Annotated in this window: 16 protein-coding genes and 1 pseudogene; 15 read left to right on the forward strand and 2 right to left on the reverse strand. The window is 52.4% G+C overall.

All coding sequences use genetic code 11. The features are described from left to right. Window positions 1-26: 26 nt before the first annotated feature. From cysD to rpoS, 12 genes are all read left to right on the forward strand, one after another. A complete protein-coding gene (gene cysD, locus K0335_RS17655) occupies window positions 27-935 on the forward strand; it encodes a sulfate adenylyltransferase subunit CysD (protein ID WP_000372392.1) in 909 nt (302 codons plus the stop codon). A gap of 1 nt (window position 936) precedes the next feature. Next, window positions 937-2,364 (forward strand): sulfate adenylyltransferase subunit CysN, encoded by a 1,428-nt coding sequence (gene cysN / locus K0335_RS17660; RefSeq protein ID WP_160193868.1) that lies wholly within the window; start codon window positions 937-939, stop codon window positions 2,362-2,364. Continuing rightward, complete coding sequence (cysC, locus tag K0335_RS17665; RefSeq protein WP_104918278.1) at window positions 2,364-2,969, forward strand: adenylyl-sulfate kinase; 606 nt, start codon at window positions 2,364-2,366, stop codon at window positions 2,967-2,969. The genes cysN and cysC overlap by 1 nt, the downstream gene beginning before the upstream one ends. 49 nt (window positions 2,970-3,018) lie before the next feature. Then, window positions 3,019-3,342, forward strand: a complete 324-nt coding sequence (locus K0335_RS17670; RefSeq protein ID WP_001246060.1) for a DUF3561 family protein — start codon at window positions 3,019-3,021, stop codon at window positions 3,340-3,342. Between the two features lie 174 nt (window positions 3,343-3,516). After that, on the forward strand, window positions 3,517-3,828 hold the full coding sequence (ftsB, locus tag K0335_RS17675) for a cell division protein FtsB (protein WP_000517469.1): 312 nt from the start codon (window positions 3,517-3,519) through the stop codon (window positions 3,826-3,828). Between the two features lie 18 nt (window positions 3,829-3,846). Continuing rightward, window positions 3,847-4,557 (forward strand): 2-C-methyl-D-erythritol 4-phosphate cytidylyltransferase, encoded by a 711-nt coding sequence (gene ispD, locus K0335_RS17680; RefSeq protein ID WP_000741662.1) that lies wholly within the window; start codon window positions 3,847-3,849, stop codon window positions 4,555-4,557. Beyond that, the gene (gene ispF / locus K0335_RS17685) at window positions 4,557-5,036 is read left to right on the forward strand and encodes a 2-C-methyl-D-erythritol 2,4-cyclodiphosphate synthase (protein ID WP_001219242.1); all 480 of its coding nucleotides are present in this window, start codon (window positions 4,557-4,559) and stop codon (window positions 5,034-5,036) included. The genes ispD and ispF overlap by 1 nt, the downstream gene beginning before the upstream one ends. After that, window positions 5,033-6,082 (forward strand): tRNA pseudouridine(13) synthase TruD, encoded by a 1,050-nt coding sequence (gene truD, locus K0335_RS17690; RefSeq protein WP_219393974.1) that lies wholly within the window; start codon window positions 5,033-5,035, stop codon window positions 6,080-6,082. Before ispF ends, truD begins: the two co-directional genes overlap by 4 nt. After that, entirely contained in the window at window positions 6,063-6,824 is a 762-nt protein-coding gene (gene surE / locus K0335_RS17695; RefSeq protein WP_001221544.1) for a 5'/3'-nucleotidase SurE, read from the forward strand. Before truD ends, surE begins: the two co-directional genes overlap by 20 nt. Beyond that, complete coding sequence (gene pcm / locus K0335_RS17700; RefSeq protein WP_000254699.1) at window positions 6,818-7,444, forward strand: protein-L-isoaspartate O-methyltransferase; 627 nt, start codon at window positions 6,818-6,820, stop codon at window positions 7,442-7,444. Before surE ends, pcm begins: the two co-directional genes overlap by 7 nt. Window positions 7,445-7,636: 192 nt before the next feature. Next, window positions 7,637-8,728: a murein hydrolase activator NlpD gene (nlpD, locus tag K0335_RS17705; protein WP_223667341.1), complete on the forward strand. Its 1,092-nt coding sequence runs from the start codon at window positions 7,637-7,639 to the stop codon at window positions 8,726-8,728. Window positions 8,729-8,790: 62 nt separating this feature from the next. Next, on the forward strand, window positions 8,791-9,783 hold the full coding sequence (gene rpoS / locus K0335_RS17710) for an RNA polymerase sigma factor RpoS (RefSeq protein ID WP_000081550.1): 993 nt from the start codon (window positions 8,791-8,793) through the stop codon (window positions 9,781-9,783). Window positions 9,784-9,903: 120 nt separating this feature from the next. On the opposite strand, the gene K0335_RS17715 is transcribed toward rpoS, so the two are convergent. Next, window positions 9,904-10,311 (reverse strand): MarR family winged helix-turn-helix transcriptional regulator, encoded by a 408-nt coding sequence (locus K0335_RS17715; RefSeq protein ID WP_001208086.1) that lies wholly within the window; start codon window positions 10,309-10,311, stop codon window positions 9,904-9,906. A 146-nt stretch (window positions 10,312-10,457) separates the two neighbouring features. On the opposite strand from K0335_RS17715, the pseudogene K0335_RS17720 reads away from it, so the two are divergent. The 3 genes and pseudogenes from K0335_RS17720 (at window position 10,458) to K0335_RS17730 (ending at window position 12,724) form a co-directional block, all read left to right on the forward strand. Continuing rightward, window positions 10,458-11,050, forward strand: a pseudogene (locus tag K0335_RS17720) (non-oxidative hydroxyarylic acid decarboxylases subunit B). After that, the gene (locus K0335_RS17725; RefSeq protein ID WP_104920135.1) at window positions 11,050-12,477 is read left to right on the forward strand and encodes a non-oxidative hydroxyarylic acid decarboxylases subunit C; all 1,428 of its coding nucleotides are present in this window, start codon (window positions 11,050-11,052) and stop codon (window positions 12,475-12,477) included. The pseudogene K0335_RS17720 and the gene K0335_RS17725 overlap by 1 nt, the downstream one beginning before the upstream one ends. 10 nt (window positions 12,478-12,487) lie before the next feature. Continuing rightward, a complete protein-coding gene (locus tag K0335_RS17730) occupies window positions 12,488-12,724 on the forward strand; it encodes a non-oxidative hydroxyarylic acid decarboxylases subunit D (protein WP_000562985.1) in 237 nt (78 codons plus the stop codon). Window positions 12,725-12,765: 41 nt separating this feature from the next. On the opposite strand, the gene pphB is transcribed toward K0335_RS17730, so the two are convergent. Next, window positions 12,766-13,422, reverse strand: a complete 657-nt coding sequence (pphB, locus tag K0335_RS17735; RefSeq protein WP_001141298.1) for a protein-serine/threonine phosphatase — start codon at window positions 13,420-13,422, stop codon at window positions 12,766-12,768. Window positions 13,423-13,437: the final 15 nt, after the last annotated feature.

Genomic DNA, 13,437 nt, shown 5'->3' on the forward strand with positions numbered 1-13,437 from the left:
AATAGCGGTATTGCAAAGGAACGGTTATGGATCAAAAACGACTTACTCACCTGCGGCAACTGGAGGCGGAAAGCATCCACATTATTCGTGAGGTGGCGGCAGAATTCTCAAATCCGGTGATGCTCTACTCCATCGGTAAAGATTCCAGCGTCATGCTGCATCTGGCGCGCAAGGCGTTTTATCCAGGTACGCTGCCTTTCCCATTGCTGCATGTCGATACTGGCTGGAAATTCCGCGAGATGTATGAGTTCCGCGATCGTACGGCTAAAGCCTACGGCTGCGAGCTGCTGGTACATAAAAACCCGGAAGGCGTGGCGATGGGGATTAACCCGTTCGTGCACGGTAGCGCCAAGCATACCGATATTATGAAAACCGAAGGTTTGAAGCAGGCGTTGAACAAATATGGTTTTGATGCCGCCTTCGGTGGCGCGCGCCGCGACGAAGAGAAATCCCGCGCTAAAGAGCGTATCTACTCTTTCCGTGATCGCTTCCATCGCTGGGACCCGAAAAATCAGCGCCCGGAACTGTGGCACAACTACAACGGGCAAATTAACAAAGGCGAAAGTATTCGCGTCTTCCCGCTCTCTAACTGGACCGAGCAGGATATCTGGCAATACATCTGGCTGGAAAATATAGACATTGTCCCACTGTATCTCGCCGCTGAACGTCCGGTTCTGGAACGCGACGGTATGTTGATGATGATTGATGACAACCGTATCGACCTGCAACCGGGCGAAGTGATTAAGAAACGGATGGTGCGTTTCCGTACGCTGGGCTGCTGGCCGCTGACCGGTGCGGTGGAGTCAAATGCACAAACACTGCCGGAGATCATCGAAGAGATGCTGGTCTCCACCACCAGTGAACGTCAGGGTCGCGTGATTGACCGCGACCAGGCGGGATCCATGGAGCTGAAAAAACGTCAGGGGTATTTTTAAGATGAACACCGCACTTGCACAACAAATCGCCAATGAAGGCGGCGTCGAAGCCTGGATGATTGCGCAACAACATAAAAGCCTGTTGCGTTTTCTTACCTGTGGTAGCGTCGATGACGGCAAAAGTACCCTGATTGGCCGCCTGTTGCACGATACCCGCCAAATCTACGAAGATCAGCTCTCATCGCTGCATAACGACAGTAAACGTCACGGCACCCAGGGCGAAAAACTGGACCTGGCCCTGCTGGTGGACGGCCTGCAAGCTGAGCGTGAACAGGGCATCACCATTGATGTGGCTTACCGCTATTTCTCCACCGAGAAGCGTAAATTTATCATTGCCGACACTCCAGGGCACGAGCAGTACACCCGCAATATGGCGACTGGCGCATCGACATGCGAACTGGCGATCTTACTGATCGATGCCCGTAAAGGCGTGCTCGATCAAACGCGTCGTCACAGTTTTATCTCCACGCTGTTGGGGATCAAACATCTGATCGTGGCGATCAACAAAATGGATCTGGTGGATTACAGCGAAGAGACGTTCACCCGCATTCGTGAAGATTATCTGACCTTTGCCGAGCAGCTGCCGGGTAATCTGGATATTCGCTTTGTGCCGCTCTCCGCGCTGGAAGGCGACAACGTGGCTTCGCAAAGTGAAAGCATGTCGTGGTACAGCGGTCCGACACTACTCGAAGTACTGGAAACAGTGGAGATACAGCGAGTGGTGGATGCCCAGCCAATGCGCTTTCCGGTGCAGTACGTTAACCGCCCGAATCTTGATTTTCGTGGCTACGCCGGAACGCTGGCATCCGGTCGCGTGCAAGTCGGGCAACGAGTCAAAGTGCTGCCCTCTGGTGTGGAGTCAAACGTCGCGCGGATAGTTACTTTTGATGGCGATCGCGAAGAAGCCTTTGCCGGAGAAGCGATCACCCTGGTGCTGACGGATGAGATCGACATCAGCCGTGGCGATCTGCTGCTGGCGGCAGACGAAGTGTTACCGGCTGTGCAGAGTGCGTCGGTGGATGTGGTATGGATGGCGGAACAGCCGCTTTCCCCGGGCCAGAGTTACGACATCAAAATTGCCGGTAAGAAGACGCGTGCTCGTGTTGATGGCATTCGTTATCAGGTTGATATTAATAACCTTACCCAACGCGAAGTTGAAAATCTGTCACTGAATGGCATTGGTTTGGTGGATCTCACCTTTGACGAGCCGCTGGTGTTAGATCGCTATCAACAAAATCCGGTAACGGGTGGGCTGATTTTTATCGATCGCCTGAGCAATGTGACCGTGGGGGCCGGTATGGTGCACGAGCCAGTTAGCCAGGCAACTGCTGCGCCATCTGAATTCAGTGCATTCGAACTGGAATTGAATGCTCTGGTCCGTCGCCATTTCCCGCACTGGGGCGCGCGCGATTTACTGGGAGATAAATAATGGCGCTGCATGACGAAAACGTCGTCTGGCATAGCCATCCGGTCACTGTGCAACAACGCGAGCAACACCACGGTCATCGTGGTGTTGTATTGTGGTTTACCGGCCTCTCCGGGTCCGGTAAATCCACGGTCGCCGGGGCGCTGGAGGAGGCATTACATAAGCTCGGCGTCAGTACGTATCTGTTGGATGGCGACAACGTTCGCCATGGATTATGCAGCGATCTCGGTTTTAGCGATGCCGATCGTAAAGAGAATATCCGTCGCGTCGGTGAAGTGGCGAATTTGATGGTTGAAGCCGGACTGGTGGTGCTGACCGCATTTATCTCGCCACACCGCGCCGAACGCCAGATGGTTCGCGAACGCCTGGGAGAAGGGCGCTTTATCGAAGTGTTTGTCGATACGCCGCTGGCGATTTGCGAGGCCCGCGATCCAAAAGGCTTATATAAGAAAGCGCGTGCCGGTGAGCTGCGTAACTTTACGGGAATAGATTCCGTTTACGAAGCGCCTGAATCGGCAGAAATTAATCTCAATGGTGAACAATTAGTAACAAATTTGGTTCAGCAATTATTAGATCTGCTGAGACAGAACGATATTATCAGATCCTGAGACACCACCGGGTTTCCATGCCCGGTTCGTCAAAGTAACAGGATTAAATATGCGTAATAGCGATAACATAACCTTCACAAAATCAGAGGCATTTGCCGTTGACGACGAGACTACATGGTCTTTGTCGGGAGCTGCTGTGGGCTTTGTATCGTGGCTATTCGCACTGGCGATTCCCTTTCTGGTTTATGGTCCTAACACGCTGTTTTTTTTCCTCTACACCTGGCCATTCTTTCTTGCATTGATGCCTGTAGCGGTGGTTGCGGGTATCGCGTTACATTCACTGACTGGCGGCAAATTGCTTTACACCATCTTGTTAACTCTTCTCATTGTCGGCGTTATGTTCGGCGCACTATTCTTGTGGTTGCTGGGATGAGTTGCCGATAATTCAAACCGTAACCAATAATGAGATTATGTTCCGCACACCCTGGGTATACGTAACAATGGACAAATGTGGTACATTTGCCCGCGTTGTCGCGGCTTTCCAGCCTCAGTGCATAGCGTTCGTGGGGCAAATATGGGATGAAAATGCCGTTTTTCAGGGGGCAGGATGGGTAAACTAACACTGCTGTTGCTGGCTATACTGGTCTGGCTGCAGTATTCGCTGTGGTTCGGTAAGAACGGTATTCATGACTATAGCCGCGTCAATGATGACGTTGCGGCACAGCAGGCTACAAACGCAAAACTCAAAGCGCGTAACGACCAGCTTTTTGCCGAAATTGATGATCTCAATGGCGGTCAGGAAGCCCTTGAAGAGCGCGCGCGTAATGAACTCAGTATGACTAAACCGGGCGAAACCTTTTATCGTCTGGTGCCTGACGCGTCGAAACGTGCTCAGACCGCCGGGCAAAATAATCGATAAATCAGCCCAGGAATTAACATGGCAGCCACTAATATTGACGTTTGCGCCGTGGTGCCGGCGGCTGGCTATGGCCGCCGTATGCAAACGGAATGTCCTAAGCAGTATCTCTCAATCGGTAATAAAACCATTCTTGAACACTCGGTGCATGCGCTACTGGCGCATCCCCGGGTAACGCGTGTCATCATTGTGATAAGTCCCGGCGACAGCCGCTTTGCGCAACTTCCACTGGCAAATCATCCGCAAATCACCGTTGTTGACGGTGGCGAAGAACGTGCCGATTCCGTTTTGGCTGGTATTAAAGCCGTGGGGGATGCCGAATGGGTGCTGGTGCATGACGCTGCACGTCCTTGTCTTCATCAGGATGATCTTGCACGCCTTTTAACCCTTAGCGAAACCAGCCGCACGGGCGGCATTCTCGCCGCACCAGTGCGCGATACCATGAAACGCGCCGAACCGGGCAAAAATGCCATTGCTCATACCGTTGATCGCAGCGGCTTATGGCACGCGCTGACGCCGCAGTTTTTCCCTCGTGAGCTGTTACATGATTGTCTGACGCGTGCATTAAATGAAGGCGCTACTATTACCGACGAAGCCTCGGCGCTGGAATATTGTGGATTTCATCCGCAGCTGGTTGAAGGCCGCGCAGATAACATTAAAGTCACGCGCCCGGAAGATTTGGCACTGGCCGAGTTTTACCTCACCCGAACCATCCATCAGGAGAATACATAATGCGAATTGGACACGGTTTTGACGTACACGCCTTTGGCGGTGAAGGCCCAATTATCATTGGTGGCGTACGCATTCCTTACGAAAAAGGATTGCTGGCGCATTCTGATGGCGACGTAGCGCTCCATGCGTTGACCGATGCATTACTTGGTGCAGCGGCGCTGGGGGATATTGGTAAGCTGTTCCCGGATACTGATCCCGCATTTAAAGGCGCCGACAGCCGCGAATTGCTGCGCGAAGCCTGGCGTCGTATTCAGGCGAAGGGGTATACCCTCGGTAACGTCGATGTCACTATCATCGCTCAGGCACCGAAGATGTTGCCGCATATTCCACAAATGCGCGTGTTTATTGCCGAAGATCTCGGCTGCCATATGGATGATGTTAACGTGAAAGCCACTACTACGGAAAAACTTGGATTTACCGGACGTGGGGAAGGGATTGCCTGTGAAGCGGTGGCGCTACTCATTAAGGCAACAAAATGATTGAGTTTGATAATCTCACTTACCTCCACGGTAAACCGCAAGGCACCGGGCTACTGAAAGCTAACCCGGAAGACTTTGTAGTGGTGGAAGATTTAGGCTTCGAGCCTGATGGTGAAGGTGAACATATTCTGGTTAGAATCCTCAAAAACGGCTGTAATACCCGTTTTGTGGCGGATGCACTGGCGAAATTCCTGAAAATTCATGCCCGTGAAGTCAGCTTCGCTGGGCAAAAAGATAAACATGCTGTTACGGAACAGTGGTTTTGTGCACGAGTGCCAGGTAAAGAGATGCCGGATCTCAGTGCTTTTCAACTGGAAGGCTGCCAGGTGCTGGAGTATGCGCGACACAAGCGTAAGTTGCGTTTAGGCGTACTAAAAGGTAATGCCTTCACTCTGGTGCTGCGCGATGTAAGCAACCGTGACGATGTTGAACAACGTCTCATCGATATTTGCGTAAAAGGCGTGCCTAACTATTTTGGGGCTCAGCGTTTTGGTATTGGCGGTAGCAACTTGCAGGGCGCGCTGCGCTGGGCGCAAACCAATACTCCGGTGCGCGATCGCAATAAACGTAGTTTTTGGTTGTCGGCAGCCCGCAGTGCGTTGTTTAATCAGATTGTTGCTGAACGCCTCAAAAAAGCAGACGTTAATCAAGTTGTTGACGGCGATGCGCTACAATTAGCCGGACGTGGTAGCTGGTTTGTCGCAACCACCGAAGAACTGGCGGAATTACAGCGTCGCGTCAACGATAAAGAGCTGATGATAACCGCCGCATTACCGGGCAGTGGCGAATGGGGAACTCAGCGTGAAGCGCTGGCATTCGAACAAGCCGCTGTCGCCGAAGAAACTGAATTACAAACCTTACTGGTGCGCGAAAAAGTTGAAGCCGCGCGCAGAGCGATGCTGCTATATCCGCAACAATTAAGCTGGAACTGGTGGGATGATGTCACCGTAGAAATCCGTTTCTGGCTTCCGGCAGGCAGTTTTGCGACCAGCGTTGTCAGGGAACTAATCAACACAACAGGTGAATATGCGCATATTGCTGAGTAATGATGACGGGGTTCACGCACCCGGTATACAAACGCTGGCGAAAGCTTTGCGTGAGTTTGCTGACGTACAAGTGGTTGCCCCCGATCGTAACCGCAGTGGCGCATCAAATTCCCTGACGCTGGAATCCTCGCTTCGTACTTTTACTTTTGAAAATGGCGATATCGCAGTACAGATGGGCACGCCTACTGACTGCGTTTATTTAGGTGTTAACGCTTTAATGCGTCCGCGTCCGGACATCGTAGTTTCTGGTATTAATGCAGGACCAAATTTAGGTGATGATGTTATTTATTCCGGTACGGTAGCCGCCGCGATGGAAGGCCGTCATTTAGGCTTTCCGGCGCTGGCGGTTTCCCTGGATGGTCATAAACATTACGACACCGCTGCGGCAGTTACCTGTTCTATTCTGCGTGCATTGTGCAAAGAACCGCTGCGAACAGGGCGTATTCTTAATATAAATGTACCGGATTTGCCGCTGGACCAAATCAAAGGAATCCGCGTGACTCGCTGTGGGAGCCGCCATCCGGCAGATCAGGTGATCCCGCAGCAAGATCCTCGTGGTAATACACTGTACTGGATTGGTCCTCCAGGGGGGAAATGTGACGCCGGGCCGGATACCGACTTCGCAGCGGTAGATGAAGGTTATGTCTCCATCACGCCGTTGCATGTGGATTTAACTGCGCACAACGCGCAGGATGTGGTTTCAGACTGGTTAAACAGCGTGGGAGTTGGCACGCAATGGTAAGCAGACGCGTACAGGCACTTCTGGATCAATTACGCGCGCAGGGCATCAAGGATGAACAGGTGCTCAACGCGCTCGCCGCCGTGCCGCGTGAAAAGTTCATTGATGAAGCATTTGAACAAAAAGCCTGGGACAATATCGCATTACCGATAGGTCAAGGGCAGACAATCTCGCAGCCTTATATGGTGGCGAGAATGACGGAACTCCTCGAACTGACGCCGCAGTCGCGAGTACTGGAGATCGGCACCGGTTCGGGATACCAAACAGCAATTCTGGCGCATCTTGTCCAGCATGTATGCTCGGTTGAGCGTATTAAAGGATTACAGTGGCAGGCACGCCGTCGCCTGAAAAATCTTGATTTACATAATGTTTCAACCCGTCATGGTGATGGATGGCAAGGTTGGCAGGCGCGTGCGCCTTTTGACGCCATCATCGTAACGGCAGCGCCGCCCGAAATACCAACAGCGTTAATGACGCAACTGGACGAAGGCGGCATTCTCGTCTTACCCGTAGGGGAAGAGCACCAGTATTTGAAGAGGGTGCGTCGTCGGGGAGGCGAATTTATTATCGACACCGTGGAGGCAGTGCGCTTTGTTCCTTTAGTAAAAGGGGAACTAGCCTGAAGGCTGTGACGCGCATACCTGGATTTTTCCTGGTTATTTTGCAGCAGGTCAGCGTATCGTGAACACGTTTTCAGTGTTCAGTCCGACGCCTTGCGCGGTAATTATGTCACTGGTTATTAACCAATTTTTCTTGGGGGATAAATGAGCGCGGGAAGCCCAAAATTCACCGTTCGCCGCATTGCGGCTTTGTCACTGGTTTCGCTCTGGCTGGCAGGTTGTACAGATACGTCGAATCCACCAGCACCGGTTACCTCCGTCAACGGCGGTAATTCGACCAATACCAGTTCCGGGATGCTAATTACGCCGCCACCAAAAATGGGGTCAACCAGCACCGGGATACAACAGCCCCAAATTCAGTCAGTACAACAACCACAAATTCAATCTGCACAACAGCCGCAAATCCAGCCAGTGCAGCCAGTAGCTCAGCAGCCGGTACAGATGGAAAACGGACGCATCGTCTACAACCGTCAGTATGGGAACATTCCGAAAGGCAGTTATAGCGGCAGTACCTATACCGTGAAAAAAGGCGACACACTTTTCTATATCGCCTGGATTACTGGCAACGATTTCCGCGATCTCGCCCAACGCAATAATATTCAGGCGCCATACGCGCTGAACGTCGGTCAGACCTTACAGGTGGGTAATGCTTCAGGTACGCCAATCACTGGAGGAAATGCAATTACCCAGGCCGACGCAGCAGAGCAAGGAGTTGTGATCAAGCCTGCACAAAATTCAACCGTTGCTGTTGCGTCGCAACCGACAATTACGTATTCTGAGTCTTCGGGTGAACAGAGTGCTAACAAAATGTTGCCGAACAACAAGCCAACTGCGACGGCTGTCACAGCGCCTGTAACGGTACCAACAGCAAGCACAACCGAGCCAACTGCAAGCAGTTCGTCCAACAGTGCCGCTATTTCTGCATGGCTCTGGCCGACGAGTGGCAAAGTGATCGAAACCTTTGGGGCTTCCGAAGGGGGCAATAAAGGGATCGATATTGCAGGCAGTAAAGGACAGGCAATCAACGCGACCGCAGATGGCCGTGTTGTTTATGCCGGTAACGCGCTGCGCGGTTACGGTAATCTGATTATCATCAAACATAATGATGATTACCTGAGTGCCTACGCCCATAACGATACAATGCTGGTCCGGGAACAACAAGAAGTGAAGGCGGGGCAAAAAATAGCGACCATGGGTAGCACCGGAACCAGTTCAACACGCTTGCATTTTGAAATTCGTTACAAGGGGAAATCCGTAAACCCGCTGCGTTATTTACCGCAGCGATAATTCGGCGGAACCAGGCTTTTGCTTGCTAGTTCCGTCAAGGGATCACGGGTAGGAGCCACCTTATGAGTCAGAATACGCTGAAAGTTCATGATTTAAATGAAGACGCGGAATTTGATGAGAACGGAGTTGAGGTTTTTGACGAGAAAGCCTTAGTTGAAGAGGAACCCAGTGATAACGATTTGGCTGAAGAGGAGCTGTTATCGCAAGGGGCCACACAGCGTGTGTTGGACGCGACTCAGCTTTACCTTGGTGAGATTGGTTATTCGCCCCTGTTAACGGCCGAAGAAGAAGTTTATTTCGCGCGTCGCGCACTGCGTGGAGATGTCGCTTCACGTCGCCGGATGATTGAAAGTAACCTGCGTCTGGTCGTGAAGATTGCCCGCCGTTATGGCAATCGTGGTCTGGCGTTATTGGATCTGATCGAAGAGGGCAACCTGGGGCTGATCCGCGCGGTTGAGAAGTTTGACCCGGAACGTGGTTTCCGCTTCTCAACATACGCAACCTGGTGGATTCGCCAGACGATCGAGCGGGCGATTATGAACCAAACCCGTACTATTCGTTTGCCGATTCACATCGTAAAGGAGCTGAACGTTTACCTGCGAACCGCACGTGAGTTGTCCCATAAGCTGGACCACGAACCGAGCGCGGAAGAGATCGCAGAGCAACTGGATAAGCCAGTTGATGACGTCAGCCGTATGCTTCGTCTTAACGAGCGCATTACCTCGGTAGACACCCCGCTGGGTGGAGATTCCGAAAAAGCGTTGCTGGACATCCTGGCCGATGAAAAAGAAAACGGCCCGGAAGATACCACGCAAGATGACGATATGAAACAAAGCATCGTCAAATGGCTGTTCGAACTGAACGCCAAACAGCGTGAAGTGCTGGCACGTCGATTCGGTTTGCTGGGGTACGAAGCGGCAACACTGGAAGATGTAGGTCGTGAAATTGGCCTCACCCGTGAACGTGTTCGCCAGATTCAGGTTGAAGGCCTGCGCCGTTTGCGCGAAATCCTGCAAACGCAGGGGCTGAATATCGAAGCGCTGTTCCGCGAATAAGTAAGCATCTGTCAGAAAGGCCAGTCTCAAGCGAGGCTGGCCTTTTTCTTTTATTTGGGGAGTCGGTGTGTTTTGTCGCCTGGATAAGACACGTCAGCGTCCCACCCGGCAATCAACATCCTATTTGCTCATCATCTTGCGCACCAGCTGCATAAACAGCTCCTGCTCTTCTCCACTCAAACGTCCCAAAAATTCCTCATCCACACTGTCACCAATCGGTATCGCCGCAGCAAGTACCTTTTCTCCTTCGGCAGTCAGCCAGACAAAGCGTCGCCGCTTATCAGCAGAGTCATGTTCTCGTCTGACTAAGCCACGATTTTCCATTCGTGCCAGCATTTCTGCCAGCGTTGCTTTGGTGCTGACTGCTGCTTCCATCAGCGCAACCTGTTCGATGCCAGGCTTATCAGCAATGGCGCGCATCACCGCGTACTGCGGTTTGGTCAGGTCAGGTAGCTCATGCTGCCAGCGAGATGTGTGCTGCTGAAAAAGCTGTCGTAACTGATGGAACGCTTTATTTCGTAACGCCATGTAAACTCCGGGCAAACTATCTGCCGCTATCATAGCGGTTTTTCAGTGACGCAGGGGATGTTGTTACTTTTCAGTGCTTGCCGCGATGAGAACAGAGGCGTATTTTAATAATAACGTTCGTATACGAACAATTAAGAGAATTAACAATGAGACTGATCGTCGGGATGACAGGGGCCACCGGAGCGCCTCTTGGTGTGGCATTACTGCAAGCGCTGCGGGAGATGCCGAATGTCGAGACTCATCTGGTGATGTCGAAGTGGGCGAAAACCACCATTGAACTGGAAACGCCTTACAACGCCCGCGATGTTGCTGCCCTCGCAGACTTCTGCCATAACCCGGCGGATCAGGCCGCAACCATCTCCTCAGGTTCCTTTCGTACCGACGGCATGATCGTTATTCCGTGCAGTATGAAAACGCTCGCCGGTATCCGCGCTGGTTACGCCGATGGCCTGGTAGGGCGCGCGGCGGACGTCGTGCTCAAAGAAGGCCGCAAACTGGTGCTGGTGCCGCGTGAAATGCCGCTTAGCACCATCCATCTCGAAAATATGCTCGCACTTTCGCGCATGGGCGTGGCGATGGTGCCGCCGATGCCTGCCTTTTATAACCATCCCGAAACGGTAGATGACATTGTCCACCACGTGGTAGCCCGCGTGCTGGATCAATTTGGCCTCGAACATCCTCACGCCAGGCGCTGGCAAGGATTGCCGCAGGCCCGGAATTTTCCCAGGAGAATGAATAATGGCATTTGATGATTTACGCAGCTTTTTACAGGCGCTTGATGACTACGGTCAGTTACTGAAAATCAGTGAAGAAGTGAACGCCGAGCCGGATCTGGCAGCCGCTGCCAACGCCACCGGGCGTATCGGCGACGGTGCACCGGCGCTGTGGTTTGACAATATTCGCGGCTTTACCGATGCCCGCGTGGCAATGAACACCATCGGCTCCTGGCAGAACCACGCGATTTCCCTCGGCCTGCCGCCAAACACCCCGGTTAAAAAACAGATTGATGAGTTTATCCGCCGCTGGGATAACTTTCCCATTGCGCCGGAGCGCCGTGCGAATCCGGCCTGGGCGCAGAACATCGTCGATGGCGACGAGATCAATTTGTTCAATATCCTGCCGCTGTTTCGTTTAAACGATGGCGATGGCGGTTTCTATCTCGACAAAGCGTGCGTGGTTTCCCGCGATCCGCTCGACCCGGATAACTTCGGCAAGCAGAATGTCGGCATCTACCGCATGGAAGTTAAGGGCAAGCGTAAGCTCGGCCTGCAACCGGTGCCGATGCACGATATCGCCCTGCATCTGCATAAAGCAGAAGAGCGCGGTGAAGATCTGCCGATTGCGATCACGCTCGGTAACGATCCGATCATCACCCTGATGGGGGCCACCCCGCTGAAATACGATCAATCAGAGTACGAAATGGCTGGCGCACTACGCGAAAGCCCGTACCCGATCGCCACCGCCCCGCTGACCGGTTTTGATGTGCCGTGGGGCTCGGAGGTGATCCTCGAAGGGGTGATCGAAAGCCGTAAACGCGAGATTGAAGGGCCGTTCGGTGAATTTACCGGCCACTACTCCGGCGGGCGCAACATGACCGTAGTGCGCATCGATAAAGTCTCTTACCGCACCAAACCGATTTTTGAATCGCTCTATCTCGGTATGCCGTGGACCGAAATCGACTACCTGATGGGGCCAGCCACCTGTGTGCCGCTGTATCAGCAACTGAAAGCCGAGTTCCCGGAAGTGCAAGCGGTGAACGCTATGTACACCCACGGCCTGCTGGCGATTATCTCCACCAAAAAACGCTACGGCGGCTTTGCCCGCGCGGTGGGCCTGCGTGCGATGACCACGCCGCACGGTCTGGGTTATGTGAAGATGGTGATTATGGTCGATGAAGACGTTGACCCGTTCAACCTGCCGCAGGTGATGTGGGCGCTTTCGTCGAAAGTGAACCCGGCAGGGGATCTGGTGCAGTTGCCGAATATGTCAGTACTGGAACTCGACCCTGGCTCAAGCCCGGCGGGGATCACCGACAAGCTGATTATCGATGCCACTACGCCTGTCGCCCCGGACAACCGTGGTCACTACAGCCAGCCGGTGGTGGACTTACCGGAAACCAAAGCCTGGGCTGAAAAACTGACCGCTATGCTGGCCGCACGTAAATAAGGAGAACAAGATGATTTGTCCACGTTGTGCCGATGAACAGATTGAAGTGATGGCGAAATCGCCGGTGAAAGATGTCTGGACGGTCTACCAGTGCCAGCATTGCCTTTATACCTGGCGCGATACTGAACCGCTACGCCGCACCAGCCGCGAACATTACCCGCAAGCGTTCCGTATGACGCAGAAAGATATTGATGACGCGCCAATGGTGCCGAGCATTCCGCCGCTGCTGGCGGCAGATAAGCGCTAATAAAAAAGGGCCGGGTAGAGGCTTTGCTTTACCCGGCCACGTTATTTGATTTTATAAAACGACAGCCGCCCGCTTTCCGGCGATCCGGTATCAATATAAACCTGGTTGGCGAACGTCTGGATGTTATCAAACATCATATGACCGAAGATAAAGCAGTCGGCGCCGTTTATTTCCTGTAACTCGCCTTTGAGCGATTTCAGTACACGATCAACAGGCCAGAGTAATTCGCTTTCTGCTATTTCTTTACCAAACTGATATTCATCACCTGGATAATCCGCATGTGCGATGACATATTTTATTATGTCGTTAGTGATTTCAATAATATGTGGAAGGTGATGGAATTTCAGCAACAGATCTATTGCCTCTTGTTGCTCTGAATCATTTAAATCGAAAAACCAGTTACCACCGCTGGCTAACCACATATTACCATCGCCGGTCGCGAACGCATCCAATGCCATCGCTTCATGGTTGCCTTTAACCGATGTAAACCAGGGCTGGTTTAGCAGGCGCAGCACGTTAAGACTCTCCGGCCCACGATCAATATTATCGCCGACAGAAATAAGTAAGTCGGTTTCAGGGCAAAAAGAGAGTTGATGTAAGCGGGATTGTAATAATTGATAGTCACCATGAATATCACCAACGGCCCATATATGGCGATAGTGATGGGCATTAATTTTTTGATAGCGTGTAGATGGCATGGTTTTACCCTGTAA

It is taken from the genome of Escherichia sp. GZ89, assembly GCF_019366485.1.
In the GTDB taxonomy this organism is placed as follows: domain Bacteria; phylum Pseudomonadota; class Gammaproteobacteria; order Enterobacterales; family Enterobacteriaceae; genus Escherichia; species Escherichia fergusonii.

Excerpts from the sequence above, each read along its gene's own strand:
- cysD (WP_000372392.1), top strand. The coding sequence starts at position 27 with ATGGATCAAAAACGACTTACTCACCTGCGGCAACTGGAGGCGGAAAGC.
- cysN (WP_160193868.1), top strand. The coding sequence starts at position 937 with ATGAACACCGCACTTGCACAACAAATCGCCAATGAAGGCGGCGTCGAA.
- cysC (WP_104918278.1), top strand. The coding sequence starts at position 2,364 with ATGGCGCTGCATGACGAAAACGTCGTCTGGCATAGCCATCCGGTCACT.
- K0335_RS17670 (WP_001246060.1), top strand. The coding sequence starts at position 3,019 with ATGCGTAATAGCGATAACATAACCTTCACAAAATCAGAGGCATTTGCC.
- ftsB (WP_000517469.1), top strand. The coding sequence starts at position 3,517 with ATGGGTAAACTAACACTGCTGTTGCTGGCTATACTGGTCTGGCTGCAG.
- ispD (WP_000741662.1), top strand. The coding sequence starts at position 3,847 with ATGGCAGCCACTAATATTGACGTTTGCGCCGTGGTGCCGGCGGCTGGC.
- ispF (WP_001219242.1), top strand. The coding sequence starts at position 4,557 with ATGCGAATTGGACACGGTTTTGACGTACACGCCTTTGGCGGTGAAGGC.
- truD (WP_219393974.1), top strand. The coding sequence starts at position 5,033 with ATGATTGAGTTTGATAATCTCACTTACCTCCACGGTAAACCGCAAGGC.
- surE (WP_001221544.1), top strand. The coding sequence starts at position 6,063 with ATGCGCATATTGCTGAGTAATGATGACGGGGTTCACGCACCCGGTATA.
- pcm (WP_000254699.1), top strand. The coding sequence starts at position 6,818 with ATGGTAAGCAGACGCGTACAGGCACTTCTGGATCAATTACGCGCGCAG.
- rpoS (WP_000081550.1), top strand. The coding sequence starts at position 8,791 with ATGAGTCAGAATACGCTGAAAGTTCATGATTTAAATGAAGACGCGGAA.
- K0335_RS17715 (WP_001208086.1), bottom strand. The coding sequence starts at position 10,311 with ATGGCGTTACGAAATAAAGCGTTCCATCAGTTACGACAGCTTTTTCAG.
- K0335_RS17725 (WP_104920135.1), top strand. The coding sequence starts at position 11,050 with ATGGCATTTGATGATTTACGCAGCTTTTTACAGGCGCTTGATGACTAC.
- K0335_RS17730 (WP_000562985.1), top strand. The coding sequence starts at position 12,488 with ATGATTTGTCCACGTTGTGCCGATGAACAGATTGAAGTGATGGCGAAA.
- pphB (WP_001141298.1), bottom strand. The coding sequence starts at position 13,422 with ATGCCATCTACACGCTATCAAAAAATTAATGCCCATCACTATCGCCAT.